The sequence below is a fragment of the Tenacibaculum aquaeponti genome (genome assembly GCF_052084715.1).
Lineage (GTDB): Bacteria > Bacteroidota > Bacteroidia > Flavobacteriales > Flavobacteriaceae > Polaribacter.
Genome location: NZ_CP197288.1, coordinates 2,818,896 through 2,839,193, shown reverse-complemented (window position 1 = coordinate 2,839,193; position 20,298 = coordinate 2,818,896). Strand labels below are relative to the sequence as shown.

19 protein-coding genes are annotated in these 20,298 nt (G+C 30.2%); 16 read left to right on the top strand and 3 right to left on the bottom strand.

Annotation, left to right across the window (positions count from 1 at the left end; translation table 11 throughout):
* Window positions 1-2,961 (bottom strand): SusC/RagA family TonB-linked outer membrane protein, encoded by a 2,961-nt coding sequence (locus ACSIGC_RS12825; RefSeq protein ID WP_442265213.1) that lies wholly within the window; start codon window positions 2,959-2,961, stop codon window positions 1-3.
* Between the two features lie 211 nt (window positions 2,962-3,172).
* On the opposite strand from ACSIGC_RS12825, the gene ACSIGC_RS12820 reads away from it, so the two are divergent.
* From ACSIGC_RS12820 to ACSIGC_RS12760, 13 genes are all read left to right on the top strand, one after another.
* A complete protein-coding gene (locus ACSIGC_RS12820) occupies window positions 3,173-4,162 on the top strand; it encodes an AAA family ATPase (RefSeq protein WP_442265212.1) in 990 nt (329 codons plus the stop codon).
* Window positions 4,163-4,235: 73 nt separating this feature from the next.
* On the top strand, window positions 4,236-4,565 hold the full coding sequence (locus tag ACSIGC_RS12815; protein ID WP_442265211.1) for a hypothetical protein: 330 nt from the start codon (window positions 4,236-4,238) through the stop codon (window positions 4,563-4,565).
* Between the two features lies 1 nt (window position 4,566).
* Entirely contained in the window at window positions 4,567-5,433 is an 867-nt protein-coding gene (locus ACSIGC_RS12810; protein ID WP_442265210.1) for a DUF58 domain-containing protein, read from the top strand.
* A 1-nt stretch (window position 5,434) separates the two neighbouring features.
* Entirely contained in the window at window positions 5,435-6,517 is a 1,083-nt protein-coding gene (locus tag ACSIGC_RS12805; protein ID WP_442265209.1) for a hypothetical protein, read from the top strand.
* Entirely contained in the window at window positions 6,507-7,511 is a 1,005-nt protein-coding gene (locus ACSIGC_RS12800) for a vWA domain-containing protein (RefSeq protein ID WP_442265208.1), read from the top strand. The genes ACSIGC_RS12805 and ACSIGC_RS12800 overlap by 11 nt, the downstream gene beginning before the upstream one ends.
* A gap of 1 nt (window position 7,512) precedes the next feature.
* Window positions 7,513-8,553: a VWA domain-containing protein gene (locus ACSIGC_RS12795; RefSeq protein WP_442265207.1), complete on the top strand. Its 1,041-nt coding sequence runs from the start codon at window positions 7,513-7,515 to the stop codon at window positions 8,551-8,553.
* A gap of 2 nt (window positions 8,554-8,555) precedes the next feature.
* On the top strand, window positions 8,556-9,353 hold the full coding sequence (locus tag ACSIGC_RS12790) for a tetratricopeptide repeat protein (protein ID WP_442265206.1): 798 nt from the start codon (window positions 8,556-8,558) through the stop codon (window positions 9,351-9,353).
* Between the two features lie 91 nt (window positions 9,354-9,444).
* The gene (locus tag ACSIGC_RS12785) at window positions 9,445-11,202 is read left to right on the top strand and encodes a BatD family protein (RefSeq protein WP_442265205.1); all 1,758 of its coding nucleotides are present in this window, start codon (window positions 9,445-9,447) and stop codon (window positions 11,200-11,202) included.
* Complete coding sequence (locus tag ACSIGC_RS12780) at window positions 11,199-11,966, top strand: tetratricopeptide repeat protein (RefSeq protein WP_442265204.1); 768 nt, start codon at window positions 11,199-11,201, stop codon at window positions 11,964-11,966. Before ACSIGC_RS12785 ends, ACSIGC_RS12780 begins: the two co-directional genes overlap by 4 nt.
* Window positions 11,967-12,079: 113 nt before the next feature.
* A complete protein-coding gene (locus ACSIGC_RS12775; RefSeq protein ID WP_442265203.1) occupies window positions 12,080-12,319 on the top strand; it encodes a hypothetical protein in 240 nt (79 codons plus the stop codon).
* An 86-nt stretch (window positions 12,320-12,405) separates the two neighbouring features.
* Window positions 12,406-14,016 (top strand): SulP family inorganic anion transporter, encoded by a 1,611-nt coding sequence (locus tag ACSIGC_RS12770; RefSeq protein ID WP_442265202.1) that lies wholly within the window; start codon window positions 12,406-12,408, stop codon window positions 14,014-14,016.
* Between the two features lie 64 nt (window positions 14,017-14,080).
* Window positions 14,081-15,943 carry a SulP family inorganic anion transporter gene (locus tag ACSIGC_RS12765; protein WP_442265201.1) on the top strand — a complete coding sequence of 621 codons (1,863 nt, stop codon included), beginning with the start codon at window positions 14,081-14,083 and terminating at the stop codon, window positions 15,941-15,943.
* A 12-nt stretch (window positions 15,944-15,955) separates the two neighbouring features.
* Window positions 15,956-16,585 (top strand): carbonic anhydrase family protein, encoded by a 630-nt coding sequence (locus tag ACSIGC_RS12760; protein WP_442265200.1) that lies wholly within the window; start codon window positions 15,956-15,958, stop codon window positions 16,583-16,585.
* Between the two features lie 77 nt (window positions 16,586-16,662).
* Here the strand turns inward: ACSIGC_RS12760 and ACSIGC_RS12755 are convergent, their stop codons facing one another.
* Window positions 16,663-17,187, bottom strand: a complete 525-nt coding sequence (locus tag ACSIGC_RS12755; RefSeq protein WP_442265199.1) for a CvpA family protein — start codon at window positions 17,185-17,187, stop codon at window positions 16,663-16,665.
* A gap of 66 nt (window positions 17,188-17,253) precedes the next feature.
* On the opposite strand from ACSIGC_RS12755, the gene ACSIGC_RS12750 reads away from it, so the two are divergent.
* The gene (locus ACSIGC_RS12750; protein WP_442265198.1) at window positions 17,254-17,610 is read left to right on the top strand and encodes a hypothetical protein; all 357 of its coding nucleotides are present in this window, start codon (window positions 17,254-17,256) and stop codon (window positions 17,608-17,610) included.
* On the opposite strand, the gene ACSIGC_RS12745 is transcribed toward ACSIGC_RS12750, so the two are convergent.
* A complete protein-coding gene (locus ACSIGC_RS12745) occupies window positions 17,603-18,397 on the bottom strand; it encodes an SDR family oxidoreductase (protein WP_442265197.1) in 795 nt (264 codons plus the stop codon). The genes ACSIGC_RS12750 and ACSIGC_RS12745 overlap by 8 nt on opposite strands.
* Window positions 18,398-18,516: 119 nt before the next feature.
* On the opposite strand from ACSIGC_RS12745, the gene ACSIGC_RS12740 reads away from it, so the two are divergent.
* Window positions 18,517-19,911, top strand: a complete 1,395-nt coding sequence (locus ACSIGC_RS12740) for a TlpA family protein disulfide reductase (RefSeq protein ID WP_442265196.1) — start codon at window positions 18,517-18,519, stop codon at window positions 19,909-19,911.
* A 3-nt stretch (window positions 19,912-19,914) separates the two neighbouring features.
* Window positions 19,915-20,172 carry a TlpA family protein disulfide reductase gene (locus tag ACSIGC_RS12735; protein ID WP_442265195.1) on the top strand — a complete coding sequence of 86 codons (258 nt, stop codon included), beginning with the start codon at window positions 19,915-19,917 and terminating at the stop codon, window positions 20,170-20,172.
* The last annotated feature ends 126 nt before the right edge of the window (window positions 20,173-20,298 follow it).

Sequence of the window (20,298 nt, the reverse complement as noted above, 5' to 3'; positions counted from 1 at the left end):
TTAGAAGTTAACATTTAAATGAAAGTTAATAAACTGAGAAGCTGGATAAGGAGTTACTTCTACATTGTTTGCTAAAACATTATTTCCGAAGTTAGAAACCTCAGGATCGTAACTATTATAATCGAAAATATTAATTAAGTTTCTACCAGAAATTCCAACTTTCACTCTTTCAAAACCTTTAAATACATTTTCGTCAAATGTGTAATACAAACCTACTTCACGTAATCTAATATATCCTGCATCTTCAATTACTGGTGCTGGATTAACGAAAGCCAAACTAGATCTATACTCTCCGTTCGTTTGTACTCCTAAAGGATCTAAACCAGTATCATCATAATCCCAAGTAGTACCTGCTAAATCATAAAGTAAAGTTGTTAAATTAATTCCATCTCCACCTTTTTTCCAATGCCACAAAAATGTTAAATCAAAGTTTTTATAACTAATCTGGTTTTGCCATGACATTTGAAAATCTGGCTCTGCATTACCATACACAGCAAATCCATCTCCTTCTGGATCTATTTGCGCTATAGCTTCTGGAGTTAATCCAGTACTATCGTATGTACCTACAATTTGTGTAGCACTAAATCCTTCTTGAATGTAAAAAGTTCCTAATGATGATGCAAATCCTCCTGTTGTAAAGGCAGGAACATCTAAACGAGTGATTTCAGAAGTATTTTTCCACCATTTTAAATTAGCACTCCAAGAAAAATCTTCTTTCTCTATTATGTTCGCGTTTAAACCTATTTCGATACCATTATTAGCTAAAGCACCAGCGTTTTTAGACTCTCTTGTTTGTCCACTTGACGTAGGAATTTGATCTTGAATAATTAAATCTTCGATTTCTTTGTTATAAAAAGTAGTTTCTAAAACAACTCTATTATCAAATAGTCCTAAATCTAAACCGTACTCTAATTCTTTTTGACGCTCTGGCTTGATATTTGGATTTCCTCTTAATGTCCCAGGAGCTAAACCAGAATTACCATCAATAAATTGTCCAGATGTTAGTGTAAACTTGTTTCCAAAAGGAGGAAATCTTCCTGCCTCACCATAGGCTACTCTTGGTTTAATTGTTGAAAAAATTTCAGACTCAAATAATCCTAATTTATGGACATTAACTGCTAAACTCGCTTTAGGATAATAGAAAATTTCATCTGCACTACCATTATTTGTAGACTTATCACCTCTAATACCTAATGTTCCAATAATTTTATCTGCATAATTAATTTCTTCTTGAACAAAGAAACCTGTATCCTCTTGTAATCTTATATCTTGAGTAACAGAAGAATTTTCCGCAAGCCCTAAGTTAGTTAAAGAACCATTAAACCCTGTTCCAACAGTGATTACAGTATTACGATCAAAATCTTGCAAGAAAGTACCTACCTGAGTTGTAAACCCTAAACCATTTTCAAAATCTAAATTATAAACCAAAAATGCAGAAAGGTTATAGTTGGTATTTACTGTAGTACCAGAAATAGCAGCACCTCTTAATGTGCTTGGATCTCTAAAGTATGATAAACTTCTTGGAAAAATATTTGTTGTTCTTAAAGTATATTGATCAAAACCTAATTCTAAAGTTAACTTTAATCTATGCATATCAGAATCTAAAATCTGTAAGTTTGATTTAGCACTTCCAATAAAACGATTCACGTTTTCTCTATTTGTAGTATTCGCTACAGTTTCTAAAACATTAGATCCAGCGGCTCCTGCTGGAAAAACACCATTAACTGGAGATAAATCTTCCCAAGGGAATGTAAAAGCCAAGGCGTAACCAACAGTTCTGTTAGCATTACCATTATTAAAAAAACCTCTATCAGCCTCAGAATTAATGTAATTAGACGTAACATAAATATCTAACCAATCTGTTAATTTCTGACCTAAATTTAATCTAAATGAAGTTTTTTCATATCCTGTATTTTCTACCAAACCAGGCTCATCTTTATGAGTAACTCCAAAGAAATAATCCGATTTATCATTTCCTCCAGAAGTAGTAAATCTTGATGTTGTAGAAACTCTTGTATGATCGAAAAGCTCTGCTTCATAATCATTCAAAGTTGCATTTGCTGGCCCTCCTGCTGCAGTTATTTCTGCCTGATCCCAATCTCTTAAACCTAACAACCTTGTTGGACTTCTTAATCCTACAGTTTGAGAAAAAGAAACTCTAGGTTTACCAGATTTTCCTCTTTTAGTAGTAATAATAACAACTCCTCCTGCTGCTCTTGAACCATAAAGTGCAGCTGCAGATGCTCCTTTTAAAATCTCAACATTTTCAATATCCTCCGGATCAATATCTGCAATCCTGTTTGAAGCGTCATCTTGATTTGTAGAGGTATTTCCTCCTCCTGCTGCTTCACTCACTATATTATTACCTGATGAAATTGAAGAGTTATCCACATAAACTCCATCTACAATAAATAAAGGTTGTTGGTTTCCAAAAACAGAAGTTACTCCTCTTAACCTCATAGATATTCCTCCACCAGGAGCTCCTGAATTTGCTCTAATTTCAGCTCCTGTAAATTTTCCTGACAAGGCACTATCAAATCCAGATTGATTTGTTACTTGCGCTAATTGAGCTGCTGATACACTAGCAACTGTATTGGCTAAATTCGATCTTTTCGTAGTTGTTGCTAATCCTGAAATTACTACTTCTTCTAAAACATCTGAATCTTCTTTTAATGTTACGTTAATAAATTTTGATGCAGAAGTAATTTTAATTTCCTGGTTTGCAAAACCTAAAGAAGATATAACTATTGTAGTTGGTATTTTTTTTACAGTTATACTGAATTCCCCGTCCCCGTTTGTTGAAGTTCCATTAGTAGTTCCTTTTTCAATTACATCTGCAAAAGGAATGCTTTCCCCGGAAGCTTCGATTACTTTCCCCTTTATAGTTTGTGACGATAAGCTAAAACTCACAAACGTCAATAAAAAGAAAAAAAGATTTTTTTCTAATGATTTTTTTCTCATAGATAAGAAGTGTTTTTAATTAATATTCGGTTAAGCCCTCAATTTAGTAAAATAAAATATTAAAAAATGTTAAAATTATTCCAACCCCTTAATTAACAATCGTTTTATTTATTAAAATCTTCAAATACCTTTAACCTCACTTTAACAAGAAAAAAATTGTTAATATTGTAGCTTTGTTCACTTAAAATCATAACTAATAATTTCTTATCACATGGACGTAGATGTTAGAGCGATTAACGAAAAAATAGAGAGAGAGAGTGCTTTTGTTGACCTTTTGACCAATGAAATGAATAAAGTTATAGTAGGTCAGAAAACAATGATTGAAAGACTTTTAATAGGTTTACTAGGAAATGGACACATTTTACTTGAAGGTGTACCAGGTTTAGCAAAGACTTTAGCTATTAATACATTATCTAAAGCTGTACAAGGTAGTTTTAGTAGAGTTCAATTTACACCAGATTTACTTCCTGCTGATGTTATTGGTACTATGATTTATAACATAAAAGATAATGATTTCTCAATTAAGAAAGGACCTATTTTTGCCAACTTTGTATTAGCGGATGAGATTAACAGAGCTCCTGCTAAAGTTCAATCTGCATTACTTGAAGCAATGCAAGAAAGACAAATTACTATTGGAGATGAGACTTTTAAATTAGACGAACCTTTCTTAGTAATGGCAACTCAAAACCCTGTTGAACAAGAAGGTACTTATCCGTTACCTGAAGCACAGGTTGATCGTTTCATGTTAAAAACAGTAATTGATTATCCTAAATTACAAGACGAACAATTAATTATGAGACAAAGCTTAAACAATAGCTTTGGTAAAGTAAACCCAGTTATTTCTTTAGATCAAATTCTTAAGGCTAGAGAAGCTGTAAATGAGGTTTACATGGATGAAAAAATAGAAAAATATATTTTAGATATAATTTTCGCTACACGTTATCCAGAAAACTATAATCTAGAAAAACTTAAACCTTTAATAAGTTTTGGATCTTCTCCTCGTGGTAGTATCGCATTAGCTAAAGCAGCTAAATGTTATGCCTTTATCAAACGAAGAGGATATGTTATTCCTGAAGATGTTCGTGCCATGACAAAAGATGTATTACGTCACAGAATTGGCATTACTTACGAAGCTGAAGCAGAAAACATGACTTCTTTAGATATTATTAATGCAATTATTAACGAAGTTCAAGTTCCATAAATTACCAAACTAAAAATCAACAAAACTAGCCATTCAACAAAACTAAATTAATCCCTTAAATTTTTTGCTAAGAATGACTTTCAAATTAACAACGTACAAAACACTAACAGGAAAAAAAGAAATTTTAGAAACTAAACAACAAAAAAACACACAAGCCATAGTTTACCAAAATGATAAACCATCGTTTTGGGTAGATTGTTTCGATTTAAAAACAGAATCAAATGTTCAAATGAACTATTTAGTATTGTGTCAAAAAAGAAGTATGAAGGAGGTAATTAAAGAAATCGCTAAAAAGAATAATGTAAATATTACTATTCAAGAAGCACCTTTATTTTCAGTAAAATCAGATTCTATTGATACTGAAATTCAATTACCACCTTTACCATTAGAATGGTTAAATTAATATGAATACCAAAGAGTTATTAAAAAAAGTTCGTAAGATAGAGATTAAGACAAAACGTTTGTCTAATCACATTTTTGGAGGAGAATACCACTCAACCTTTAAAGGTCGTGGTATGACTTTCTCCGAAGTGCGTCAGTATCAATATGGTGACGATATTAGAGCGATAGATTGGAATGTTACTGCTCGATATAACGAACCTTATGTTAAAGTTTTTGAAGAAGAACGCGAACTTACAATGATGCTCATGGTAGATGTTTCTGGATCAGAATCTTTCGGGACATCAGTTCAATTTAAAAGAGATACTGTAACAGAAATTGCTGCTACATTAGCTTTTTCAGCAATTCAAAACAATGATAAAGTTGGATTAATCTTGTTTTCTGATCAAATTGAATTATTCATACCTCCAAAAAAGGGAAAAAGCCATGTACTTAGAATTATCCGTGAACTTATAGAATTTTCTCCAAAAAGCTCAAAAACAAATATAAACGAAGCCTTAAAATTCTTATCTAGTGTAATGAAGAAAAAAGCTATTGTTTTTATGTTATCTGACTTTATTGATGAAAACTATATGAAAACATTAAAAATTGTTGGAAATAAACATGATTTAACAGGAATTCGAATTTACGATAAGTTTGATGAAGAAATTCCTAATCTAGGAATGGTTCCAATGTTAGATAATGAAACCAAGGAAGTACGATTAATTAATACCAGTTCTAAATCTTTACGAAATAAATACAAAGCTAATGCACTTCGTTTAAAAGATGAATTCCAAACTTCTTTTAAGAAAAGTGGATTAGGAACTATTAACATAAGAGTTGACGAGAATTACGTCAAAAAACTATTAAGTTACTTTAAAAACAAGGCATAATTTGAAAAATTTATTACTATACATAGTATTATTACTTTCTATTCAAGCTATTTCGCAAACTGGTCCTGTTCAGGCTGAAGTGGATACTACGAATATTCGTATAGGTGAACAGTTTCAATATAAATTATCTATAGATGGTACAGAAAATGTAATCATTCCTAAGCTAGAATTGAATGGTTTAGAAATGATAGATAGTCTTAAACTAGATACATTAAAAAACAAACTTGTTCAGAAATATATTTTAACTGGCTTTGATAGTGGATCTTTTTATATCCCTAGACAACAAATATTTATTAGAAACCAAACTTTTTTTACAGATAGTTTATTAGTTAATGTAGCTACAGTACCTGTAGATACAACTCAAGTAAAAATGTTTGCTATTAAAGGAATTAAAGGAGAACCTCTTCGTTTCAGTGATTACAAGCATATTGTTTTTTGGGTTTTAGCCATATTTCTCTTAGTAGGTTCTGTATTATATTTCGCTTTAAAAAGAACTAATGATGATCAAATTCAAACTTCAGAGCAACTCTTATCTCCATATCAAGAAGCTTTAAAAAATTTAAAGGTACTTGATGGAAAATTATTGTGGCAAAACAATCAAATTAAAGAACATTATAGTGAATTAACTCACATTATTAGAAATTTTATTGAACGTGAACTTCATATTCCTGCTTTAGAAACGACTTCTGACGGACTTATAGAAAGCCTAACAGATTTCAAAGATTCAAACTCAATTATAGCAGAAAAAGAAACAATTGATAAACTAAACGGTTTACTAAAACAAGCAGACTTAGTTAAGTTCGCAAAATCTAAACCTTTAGCTCACGAGATTGAAGCTGATAGAAATATTGCTAAATATGTAATTGACAATTTAAAACCTAATGGTGTAGATACCGAAACTACTGAAGTGGATTTAGAACCTATTATTATTGTTGAAAAACCAATAGTAAAGAAACCATCTATACTTGTTAAAATAATTACTATTACCGTATTACTTTTAATAATAACTGTTATTATTTACTCTGTATCTAAATCAGCTCCAGAATTAAACTCATTAAAACCTCAAGTAACAAATGTTCAATAATTTTGAATTCCATAATCCAGAATTTTTGTGGTTATTAATTATTGTACCACTTTTAGCTTTGTGGCTTTTTTCTAACAGAAAAAAAGAGAACACATTACTTTCAGTACCTAACCTAAAAGGTTTTGGCACAAGTGGTTCTTTACTACCAAAACTAAAACCATTTTTACATGTTTTTCGACTTTTAGCATTAGCCGCTTTAATTGTTGCTTTAGCTAGACCAAGAAATGTTTCTGTTAGTAAAAAAACAAAAACAAATCGAGGTATTGATATCGTTATGGCAATAGATGTTTCTGCTAGTATGTTAGCTAAAGATTTAAAACCTAACAGACTTGAAGCTTTAAAACGAGTTGCTATCGATTTTGTTAATAGAAGACCAAACGATAGAATAGGTATTGTAGTTTATGCAGGAGAAAGTTTTACACAAACACCAATAACCAGTGATAAATCTATCGTAAAAAGAACCATTTCAGAAATTAAATGGGGACAATTAGAAGGTGGTACAGCTATTGGTATGGGACTAGGTTCTGCAGTTAATAGACTAAAAGAAAGTAAGGCAAAAAGTAAAGTAATTATTTTACTTACAGATGGTGTAAACAATGCTGGTTTTGTAGATCCGAAAACTGCTACAGAATTGGCAAAAGAAATAGGAATTAAAGTATATACTATTGGTATAGGAACTAATGGTATGGCTCCATTCCCATGGGCAAAAGACCCAAGAACTGGTAAATTATCTTTTAGAAATCAGAAAGTTGAAATTGACGAAAAATTATTACAATTTATCGCCGATGAAACTGAAGGTGAGTATTTCAGGGCAACCGACAATACTTCTTTAAAAGAAATTTACGATGAAATAGACAAGTTAGAGAAAACTAAAATTGAAGAATTCAAATATTATAATTACACAGAAAAGTATCGACTTTTAGTGATTTTAGCAGGAATATTCTTGATTTTAGAATTCATATTAAGAAACACGTTATTTAAAAGCTTTATATAACATGTATAAAATAGAAGAACCAATATATTTTACCCTTTTCATTATCATTCCAGTAATGATTATCATTTTTTTATTGGTTTTATGGTGGAAAAAAAATACCCAAAAGAAGTTTACTAATACAGAGCTATTGACAAAATTGGCTCCTAATGCCTCTACATTTAAACCTATTTTAAAACTTATCTTTTTATTAGTCGGTTTAAGTTTTTTAATTATTTCTTTAGTAAACCCTAAAATGGGAACTAAACTCAAAACTGTAAAACGCGAAGGAGTTGATATTATTTTTGCTTTAGATGTTTCAAAAAGTATGTTAGCTAAAGATATTGCTCCGAACCGTTTAGAGAAATCAAAACAAATCATCTCTAAAATTATAGATAAGCTAGGAAGCGATCGTGTTGGAATAATCATTTATGCCGGAAATGCATATCCTTTACTTCCGATCACAACCGATCATGCGGCAGCTAAAATGTTCTTGCAAAATGCAAATCCTGATATGGTTTCTAGCCAAGGAACAGCAATTAATGAAGCTCTAGATCTTTCTAAAACATATTATAACAACGACGAACAAACTAATAAGTTTCTAGTAATTATTTCTGATGGAGAAGATCATCAAGAAGAAACTAAACAAAAAGCTCAAGATATAGCTAATGAAGGCGTAAAAGTATACACAATTGGTGTAGGAACAGAAACTGGTGGTCCGATTCCTATCGAACTTAATGGCGGACATATTGGTTATAAAAAGAACAGACAAGGTGAAACTGTAATTACCAAACGTAAAGCAGACGTTTTAGAAAGTATTGCAAGTGTAGCCAATGGAAAATATATTGACGGAAACAAAACCGAACAACCTGTAAAAATGATCGAGAAAATTATTTCAAATGCTCAAAAAAGTGAGTTTGAAACCACCCAATTTTCTGATTATAAAGATCAATTTCAATGGTTCATCGGTATTGGAATACTATTCTTAGTAATAGATTTGTTTTTCTTTGAAAGAAAAACAAAATGGATTAAAAAAGTAGACTTGTTTAACGAAAAGGAATCATAACCATGAGATTGTTTATTAATTTTTGTACTGTTTTCTTATTACTAACAAGCACTTTTATTGGTGCTCAACAAGACACACTAAAACTTCAACGTGAAGCCAGATCTTTACTGCGTGAAGGAAATGAGTTATACAACAAAGAAAAATTCAATGAAGCTTCTATTGCATACAGAAAAGCTTTAGGCAAAAACAGTAAATACGATAAAGCGAGTTACAACTATGGAAATTCTTTATATCAAGGAAAGAATTTTAAAGAAGCTGTATCTCAATACGAACTCACTACGAAAACTTCTAAATCTAAAGCAGAAAAGGCTGAAGCATTCCATAATATTGGAAATGCAATGATGGAGCAAAAACAGTTTGAACAAGCTGTAGAAGCTTATAAAAATGCTTTACGAAATAATCCTAATGATGATGAAACTCGTTATAATTTAGCTGCTGCTCAAAAGCAAGTAAAAAAGCAACAACAGCAAAATAAAAACGACAAGAACAAGAACAAAAAAGACAAGAAGGATAATAAAGATCAGAAAAAGGACAACAAAGATCAAAAGGATCAGAATAAGAAAGATCAAGATAAAAAAGACGACAATAAAGATCAAAAGGATAATAAAGATCAGAAAGATCCGAAAAAAGACAAACAAGATAAGAACAAACAAAAACCCAAACCTCGTCCAGGTAAAATGACACCTGAACAAATGAAACAGCTATTAGAAAGCTTAAATAACGAGGAAAAGAAGACTCAAAAGAAAATGAACGTTAAAAAATCAAAAGGTAGAAAAATAAAACAAGAAAAAGACTGGTAAGAATTAAGAAAATTTTAAGGATCAAAATCTTAAAAATCAATTAATTTATACTTCGGAAAAATAATTATTTTTGTGCGTTTTTGAATAACAAATGAAATTGAAGTTTATAACATATATACTAACATTAGTATCGCTAACAGTTTTTGCTCAAGATGCTAAATTAACAGCTACGGTAAGTAAAAACAAACTTGGAGTGAATCAACGCTTACGAGTTGAGTTTGCTATAAACAAACAAGGTGCAGATAATTTCAGTCCACCAAGTTTTAAAAATTTTAAAATAGTAGGAGGACCAAGTCAATCTGTTAGTCAATCGTGGATTAATGGTAAATCAACATTCTCTCAATCTTATACCTATATAATTCAACCTTTAAGAAAAGGAGAATTTAACCTTCCATCAGCAAGTATTCAACTAAATGGAATAACTTTAAAATCTGAACCTGTAAAGATTATTGTTACTGCAGCTGTAAAAACACCTAAAAACCCTAATGATCCAGATTATATAGCTGAACAAAACATCCATTTAGTAGCTGAAGTCTCAAAAGGGAAGCCTTATGTTGGAGAAGGTATTTATGTAGAATACCGACTGTATTTTAGTAATAATGTTGGTATTTACGACAATGCTATTACAGAATCTCCACAATATATTGGTTTTTGGAATCAAGAAATAAAAAACAACAATTACGATTTTAAAACAGCTATGTACAATGGTGAACAATATAGATATGCTGTTTTACATAAGGCTTTATTAATTCCTACAAAATCAGGGAACTTAACTATTGATCCTATGAAGATGGATATATTAGTTGCAGTTCCTACAGGAAGAGCAGACTTCTTTGGAAACCCAATCACAAGAAGAGTTAGAAAACAATACGCCTCTGCAAAAAAAATAATTAAAGCTAAAGCTTTGCCTGAAGAAGGAAAACCTGATAGTTTTACTGGAGCGGTTGGTAATTTTGAATATACGTTAACTTCTAATAAAAACACATTAAAAGCTAATGAATCTTCAGAATTAAAAGTGGAAGTTTCTGGTTTAGGGAATTTAAAATTATTTGAACTTCCGAAGGTTGAAACACCAAAAGAACTTGAAGTATATCAACCCGAGAGAAAAGAGAATGTAAAAATCTCTACTTCTGGTTTAAAAGGATCTGTTACAGACACATACACTGTTGTACCTCAATATAAAGGAAAATATAAAATACCTAGTACTGAGTTTTCATATTTCAATCCTAAAGACAATAAATATCATACGATTAGTACAGATGACTTATTTGTTAATGTAACTGAAGGAAAAGAATTAGTATCAACTACTGAAAATCAAGTAAGAAAACAAGATGTGCAGGTAACAGGAAATAACTTTAGATTTATACAAACTTCTACATCGTTAGGAGTAATTGATACATCTAAATTTTTCAAATCTATTCCTTTTTATTTCCTTCTTTTACTTCCTTTAATAACTATACCATTTGCTATTTTTATTGGTAAAAAGAAAAATAAGAGAGATGCTGATATATTAGGAAACAAACAACGTAAAGCAGATAAATTAGCAAAAAAATATTTATCCGAAGCTAGTCAACAATTAGGTAATAAAGAAGAATTTTATGAAGCTTTAGAACGTGCTTTACATAATTACCTTAAAGCTAAACTAAATGTTGAAACATCAGATATAAGTAAAGAAAAAATAACTGAATTACTAGATAATAGAAAAGTTCAAATTTCAATTATTGATGATTTTATTGATGTATTAAAGCAATGTGATTTTGCAAGATACACTCCAATAACAAATACTCAAATGAATGAAGAGTATAATAAAGCTAAACAAGTAATAACCTCATTAGACAGACAATTATGATGAAGAGAATAATTTGGTTACTTACCTTAGTTGTAACTACCAACTTTACTAACGCACAGAACTCCGATGAGCTTTTTAACAAAGCTAATAACTTATATAAAAACGGTTCTTATGAACAAGCTGTAGAGTTATATAAAAGTGTAATAGAATCTAAAAACGTTTCTTCTGAATTATTTTATAACCTTGGTAATTGTTATTATAAGCTTAACAAAGTAGGTCCTTCGATTTATAATTACGAAAAAGCTCTATTGCTAGATCCTTTAAACAAAGATGCAAAAAACAACCTTGTGTTTGCTAAGCGCTTAACTTTAGACAGAATTGAAGAGTTACCAAAGTCTGTTTTACAAAAATTTAATGAAAATTATATTAGTAAAATCAGTTTTAACAACTGGGCTGTCGTAGCAATAATGTTTTCTATTTTGACATCGCTATTTTTCATTTTATATTACTTCTCGAGTAAACCAACAAAAAAAAGAATATTTTTCGCTACAAGCATTTTATGCTTTATTGCGTTAATATTTTCTATTTCGATTACTTATCATCAATATAATAAGTATAACAATACTATTGAGGCTATTGTATTTTCAGATGAAGTTTCTGTAAAAAACGAACCTACTATAAATGGTGATGAAATCTTTACTCTTCATGAAGGAACTAAATTAATTGTTATTGACGAAGTAGATGATTGGAAAAAAATACTCTTAGCTGACGGTAAAATAGGCTGGTTAAAAAGTAAATCTATAAAAGAACTAAGCCTTATTTAAGTTTTTTTAACAAGATTTTTAACGTTTTGTTTCTTATATTTGGTTTTTTCATATTAATGACTAGGCAGTTTTACACATATTTTTTTTCACTTGTACTAATAACATCTATAGTGTTGCCTACTTATATTAGTATTACAAAATTTAATTGTGAAATTTCTATAGAAATTGATATAGATGAAGATGGTGAAGAAACAGAAGTTACCAAAGATTCTGAAGTTAAAATTGTGAATCCTTCACCTCTTTTTAACACTTTTTCTAAAAACAAAATTCAAAACTCAATAATCTATATATCTACTAGATATAACTCTATTTTCAAAAAATTAGACTCACCTCCACCAGAAATTTATAGTTAATTTAATCTGTTTCCCATTTAAAATACATTAAAAATTAATTATAAATACTCAACTTGTATGTACAGGTTGTAAAAATATATTTCACCATGTTTAAAACAATAAAAAGTGATATACCCGCTAGTATAGTGGTATTTTTTGTGGCATTACCTCTATGTTTGGGAATTGCCTTGGCGAGTGGAGCGCCATTATTTTCTGGATTAATAGCTGGTATCGTTGGAGGTATTGTAGTAGCTAGTATCAGTGGATCAAGTATAGGTGTAAGTGGACCTGCTGCTGGCTTAGCAGCTATTGTATTAGCAGCAATAGTAACTTTAGGAGGGCTAGAAAACGGAGGTTTTGAAAAATTTTTAGTTGCAGTAGTTTTAGGAGGAATTATTCAAATCCTTTTAGGAGTTGCCAGAGCTGGTATCATTGCATATTTCTTTCCTTCTTCAGTAATTAAAGGAATGCTTACCGGTATTGGAATTATTATCATTTTAAAACAAATTCCATATTTCTTTGGAATGGAGAAAAATCCAACAGGAGATTACTCCTTCCTTCAAGTTGAATGGAAAAATTTAATTTCCGGGTTATTAAATTCAATTAATGCATTAATTAGTGGTAACATTAGTATTGGAGCAACAGTTGTTGGATTTATTGCTTTAGGAATTTTATTATTATGGTCTAATATTTTATCAAAAAAAGGAAAAATATTCCAGTTAATTCAAGGACCATTAGTTGCAGTAGTAGTAGGAATCATTTTCTATGTAATGACTAAAGGAGGTTCTTTAGAGTTATTGCAAAAACAATTAGTATCTGTACCTGTTCCTGATAGCTTCGATAGTTTTAAAGCACAATTTAGTTTTCCAAATTTTTCAGCTATTGGAGATAAAGATGTTTGGGTAATAGCATTTACTATCGCTATAGTTGCAAGTTTAGAAACATTATTATGTGTTGAAGCCACGGATAAATTAGATCCAGATAAAAATGTAACTCCTACCAATCGTGAGTTAATAGCTCAAGGAACTGGAAATATTATTTCTGGATTAATTGGTGGATTACCAATTACTCAAGTAATCGTAAGAAGTTCAGCAAATATTCAATCTGGAGGAAAAAGTAAAATGTCTGCTATAATGCATGGATTTTTGTTATTAATATCTGTTATTTTAATTCCAACTTTATTAAATAAAATCCCTTTATCTGTACTTGCTGCTGTTTTATTTGTAGTTGGTTTTAAATTAGCAAAACCATCAACATTCAAAACAATGTTTAAGTTAGGATGGAAACAATGGTTACCATTTATGACTACAGTTTTACCAATGGCAATTACTGGTGATTTATTATTAGGAATCGGATTAGGATTAGCTGTTGGGATTTTTGTTATCTTATTTAAGAGTTTTCAAAACTCGCACTTCTTACACAAAGAAGGTGAAGATATTAATGACGGAAAAATAAAAATGACATTAGCTGAAGAAGTTACTTTCTTTAACAAAGGAGCTATATTAAAAGAATTAGACAGCTTACCTGAAAATTCAGCTTTAGAACTAGATGTTACTAAAACAAGATACTTAGATAATGATATTATAGAAATTTTAGAAGACTTTGCATATAAAGCAAAAGAAAGAAATATTAATATCAAATTAATTTCAGAAAGAGGTATTGTTGAAAACCCACCAAGTTATATTGAGTTTTTTAAACTTAACCCTAAGTTAAGTTAAGCGGATTCTTGTAAAATGATTTTTTGTAATATAAAATAAAACTAAAAATTCAATTTATCTGAAAATGAAAAGTTTATTTTCTAATATTAAAGGCGATTTATTTGGTGGTATCACAGCTGGTATTGTAGCACTACCTTTAGCGTTAGCTTTTGGAGTTTCTTCAGGCTTAGGACCTACAGCTGGACTTTACGGAGCAATAATCATCGCTTTTTTTGCTTCTCTTTTTGGCGGTACAGATACTCAAATATCTGGCCCTACAGCTCCAATGACTGCTGTAAGCATGGTTGTTATTGGTACAATTATAGCTGCAAATGATGGCAATATAAACCAAGCTTTACCAACAATCCTTACAGTTTTTTTATTAGCTGGTCTTTTACAAATTGGGCTTGGATTACTTGGTTTCGGTAAATATATAAGGTATATACCTTATCCTGTAGTTTCAGGATTTATGACTGCTATAGGTATCATTATTTTATTTACTCAAATTTTACCATCTATAGGGTATTATGCTAAGGAAGATAATTCTTTTGTGGAACAATTTAAACCTAAAGCGCAAGAAATAATTCTACAAAACATTTTAAAAGATGAATCTGGAGAAGGAATATTAGTATTAGAAGATTTTAAAGAAACAATTAAACGTTCTAGTGAAATTACTCAAGAAGCTATTTTAAAAGAAGCTAAAACTTTAGCTGGAAAAGAATCTTCTGGAGTAATTGGAGCGTTAAAAGTATTACCAAGAGCGATAAAAAAAATCAATCTTTTAGAACTACTTTTAGCATTAGGAACAATTATTATTATTTACGGATTTAAAAAAATCACTACTGCAATACCTAGCACATTGGTTGCATTAGTTATCATGACGGCTATTGCTCTAATTTTTAATTTAGAGTACAGACCTATTGAAGAAATACCAGGTGGATTTCCAGTTCCAAATCTAGAAATTTTCACCGGATTTAATCTCGGCAGTATAAAGCCTTATATTTTTACAGCTTTTACACTGGCATTACTGGGCGCTATAGACTCTTTATTAACTTCTGTTGTTGCAGACAACATGACTAAAACCAAACATAAACCAAATAAAGAATTAGTTGGTCAAGGTATTGGTAATAGTATTGCTGCAATTTTTGGTGGTATTCCAGGTGCAGGTGCTACAATTAGAACCGTTGTAAATATTAAATCTGGAGGAAAAACTAAACTTTCTGGTATGATTGCTGGTGTTATGCTATTAATCATATTATTAGGTTTAGGTCCAATAGCCTCTAAAATACCAGCTGCCGTATTAGCGGGAGTATTAATCACTGTTGGTATTGGTGTTATGGATTATAAAGGTTTACGTGCTATACCGAACTTACCTAAAGATGTAAAATTAGGACCAATAAAATTAAGTTCTGAATTTATTATTATGTTAGTAGTATTATTATTATCAACATTTTGGGATTTAGTTTATGCTGTAGGTATTGGTTTAGTAATTGCTTCTTTAATTTTTATGAAAAAAATCGGAGATGTTTCAGCAAAAAGATCAGATGTTTCACCTCTCCAAGAGGAAGCTTGGGAAGATGAAGCTGAATTTCCAGATCAACTTTCAGAGGAAGTATTTATTAAACACATTGATGGGCCTTTATTTTTTGGATCAACAAGTAATTTTCAACAGTTAGCAAAACAAATCCCAGATACAGCTAAGACAGTAATTGTTAGAATGGGAAAAATGCCTTATGTAGACCAATCTGGTTTATTTGCTCTAGAAGATATTCTTATCGATTTAGAAAAAGATGGGGTTCAAGTATTATTTGTAGATGTACTTGAACAACCTAGATACATGATGGAAAAGATTGGATTAATTCCTGATTTAGTATCAAAAGAACATACATTTAAAACCTTTTCTGATTGTTTAGATTGGGTTAAAGAAAATATAAAAGATAACCATTAAAAAGAATTTAAAATGAGAAATACAGCTTTAACAAAAGAATTACAAGGTGGATTAACCCCAAATTCTGTTTTAGAAGAATTATTAGAAGGAAACAATCGTTATGTTTCTAATAGCTTAACAGCTTCTGATGTTACCTCTTTAGTTAAACAAACTACTGGAGGTCAATTTCCAAAAGCAGTAATTTTATCTTGTATCGATTCTCGAGTACCTGTAGAGTTAGTTTTCGATCAAACTATTGGAGATGTTTTCGTAGCTCGAGTAGCTGGAAACTTCGAAAATGTTGATATTTTAGGAAGCATGGAATATTCATGTGCTGTAGCTGGTAGTAAATTAGTATTTGTATTAGGACATGAAAGTTGTGGTGCTGTAAAAGCTGCATGTGATGGTGTAGAGTTAGGAAATATAACTGAAATGCTAGCTAACATTACCCCAGCAGCTAAAATGGCTTCTGAACAAGTAGACGGAGTTGCAGATTCTTCTAACCCTGCTTTTGTAGCAAAAACTGTTGAAAATAATGTGAAATTAACCATAGAAAGAATTCGTGAAAGAAGTAAAATTTTACAAGAAATGGAAGATAACGGAGAGATTTCTATCGTAGGTGGAGTTTATTCTTTACAAACAGGAAAAGTAACAATGTTATAAACATATCTTCTATTCAAAAAATAAAGAGTGCTTAATTTTATAATTAAGCACTCTTTATTTTTTATTTTAAAGTCGACCTAAATTAATTTTTCATCATCATTTACTTTATCATCATCATCATCTGCTTTTATTATAGATGGAAAAATCATTGGTGCAATTTTTTTTACAGGATGAAATAAAATTGATTCTTCTAAACTCTCTTTCTTTACAAAAGGAATTGTATCATTCATTTTACCAAAAAAAATAAAAATAACACTTAAAATTAAACCTATCTTTAAGGCTCCAAAAGCACCTCCTAAAATCTTATTTAAGATACCTAAAGAAGCAAAATCAGCTATTTTAGTTAAAATTTTCCCCAATAAAGCAATAACTAAAATTATAACAACAAACGTTCCTGCAAAAGCCACTAAAGTTATATATTTCTCATCCCAATCTAAACTATCTTTTAACCAATCTCCTAAAAAATAAGAAAAATGAATTGCACCATATACTCCAGCAACTAAGGCAACCAAAGAAGCTATTTCAACAAACAAACCTTTCATTAAACCTCTTACAAAACCAAAAAGAAGTAATGCTGAGATAATAATATCTAAAGTATTCATAGTTTTAAGAATTTTAACAAATATAAGTATCTCGTTTGTATCTTTGCATTCCTAAATAAAATACAGATGGAGAAGGCTATAAATTTGAAAGAAAAATGGGATTTTATAATAAACACACTAACTAATCAATTCGCTGAAGGTGATGAATTAACAATAGATGCTGTAATATATCTTATTGGTGTGCAAGAATTAGGTCAGGGCCAGAGAAGATTCAAAAAAGACGAAAAAATTAATTTAATGCATATTGCAATTTGTAAACTTTTAGAACCATATGGTTATTATGAATTTGATTTTTTTGACGAGGAAGGCTGGCCACACTATAAAACACTTACAGAATTACCGAACTTAAAACCAGGCGAACAAACTGTGTTAATGAAAGAGGCAATTATATCTTACTTTGATAGTATTAATTTTTTTAAGTAACACTTAATTTCCTTATCATTTTTGACAACAAACTAGGGAAAAAACGTTTAGCATAAACACCTAATTTTTCTTTAACTCCAGCAATATAGACTTCCTCTTTTTCGGCTTCTATAGCTTTTAACATTAATTTAGCAAAACGATCAGGGGCTATTCCATTTTTAGTTGCCTTATCCATGGTGTTTTGTGGAGAACCGTCACCAGTTAAAGCATTTTTAGAAACATCCGTCGCTACAAAACCAGGACAAATCAAAGTTACTTTTATATTATTATTAAAAACTTCAGCACGTAAACTGTCAAAAAAGCCATGAAGAGCATGTTTTGTTGCTGCATAGGTAGATCTCAGTGGTGTACCAATTTTCCCAACAATACTTGTTGTTACAACAAAATGCCCAGAATTTTCATCTATGAAATGTGGTAATATCGCTTTCGTTAAAGCCACAGTTCCTAAATAATTAATATCCATCAACCTTTTATCAACCAAAACACCTGTATCTTTTGCTAAAGATCTTTGGCTAATTCCTCCATTATTAATTAAAATATCTATCTTACCAAAAAACATTTTTGCTGTATTAACTTTTTCAGATAAATTTTCATAATCTTCTAAATCTAAAGGCAATATTTTTACATTTTCAGGAAAAAGACATAAGGCTTTTACCTCATTTAAAGTCGATTCGCTTCTTGAAGATAAGATTAATTTTGTATTTTGCCGTGAAAGTAAGATAGCTAGAGATTTTCCAATACCAGATGAAGCTCCAGTTAACCAAACTATTTTGTTTTTTATAGTCATTATGGTCAATAAATTTAAACCTAAAGTACTTAAATTAAATAAGAAATAGTAATTTTGGTACGCTTATTGGAATACTTGAAGTAGAATTTAAATATATTTTAATATAAAATCCCTTATTAATGATGAAAAGATTTTTTGTTTTACTAATTTTTGTTACCTCAATTGCAAACGCGCAATTTTCTGTGAAAGGGACAATGACACCTCCAGAAAAAAGTGATTGGGTTGTATTATATAGAATTGATGGTGCTAAACAAAAATTCATTAGCAATTCGACTATTAAATTTGAAGATGTTGATTTAGGAGGAAGCACGCAAAAAGTTGGTCGTTTTGAATTACAATTACCAGCAGACGCAAAAGTTGGATCTTACAGAGTAAGTTATAGAAATACAGGTGCTGGCTTTGTTGATTTCTTTTTTAATAAAGAAAATGTAGAATTTGTTTTTAATCCTCAGTTTCCAGAAGAATCTGTTGTATTTACAAAATCTAGAGAAAATAAAGTTTACAGAGAGTATTTAGATGCTTTATCTTTAACACAACGTGCAATAGATTCTTTACAGGTTGAGTATTTAAAATCTGACGAAAAGAAAACTAAAAAAGCTTATAAAAAAGCTTATAAAGAACAAGAAGAAGTTCAAGAAATTTACGAAGGTAAATCTGAAGGAATGTTAGTAAACACTTTTATTAAAGCTTCTGAAGCAACTAACTCTGACGATATTTTTGACGACACTCAAGAATATTTGAATCATGTTTTAAATAGCTTTTTTGACAACATTGACTTTTCTAATAAAACATTATATAACTCACCATTTATTGTTGATAAGATCACCAACTATGTATTTTATTTAAACATAGCTGAGAGTCAAACCTTGCAACAAAAATTATACAAAGAATCTATCGAAAAAATTATGAACATCGTAAAAAATGATGCTACTAAAAAAGAGATTCTAGAATATTTAATTACACGTTTTACAATTCAAAGAAATTCAGAAATTGTAGATGACGTTTTTGCTAAATACTATGATAAATTACCTACTGCATTGCAAGATGCTAAATTTAAAGAGAAAAAATTAGGTGAATTAAGTGTTTCTGTTGGCCGTACAGCTCCTGATTTTTCTTGGAAAGAAGACGGTAAAGATTTTTCTTTATCTACTTTAAACGACGGAGACTATTATTTAATGATTTTCTGGAGTACTCAATGTAGTCACTGTGTTAAGGAGATTCCTGAAGTTTATGAGTTCATGAAAGAATATGAAAACACTTCTGTAATTGCTTTCGCTATTGAAGAAAATGATCTTGACTTTAACTCATGGGCTAAAAACAAATTATACAAGTGGCATAATGTACTAGGTACGCATCCTACTTATAAATTTGACAATGAAGTAGTTCAAAAATATAGAATTGATGCTACGCCAACATATTTTATACTAGATAAAAACAAAAAAATTATCGCTGTTCCTAATGCTATTGAAGACATTAAAGAGTTCTTAAACAAAGAGAAAGCAGCTTCTAAATAATTAATGAAATATTTTATATTCTGGATTATTATTTTTTCTTCTACTATTACTTTCTCACAAGAGAATCTTAAAGCAGGAGATCAGGTTCCAGAATTTAAATTCTGGCTTACAAACGGTAGTAAGCTTACTAAAAACGACATCCAGAATAAGGTTGTCGTTTTTAAGTTTTGGTTTACCTCTTGTTTATCCTGTTTAGAAGACACTAGTCTATTGAATGATTTAGTTGATGTTTATAAAGAAAAAAAGATATTCTTTTTATAGCTCCAGCATTAGATCGAAAAGAAATTGTTAAAGCATTTCTTAAAAAAACTGTTTTTAAATTTAAAACAGCTTATTCTGCTATTGATGCAAGCTTAACTTTTAACCCTAAACAAGTATATCCTTCTT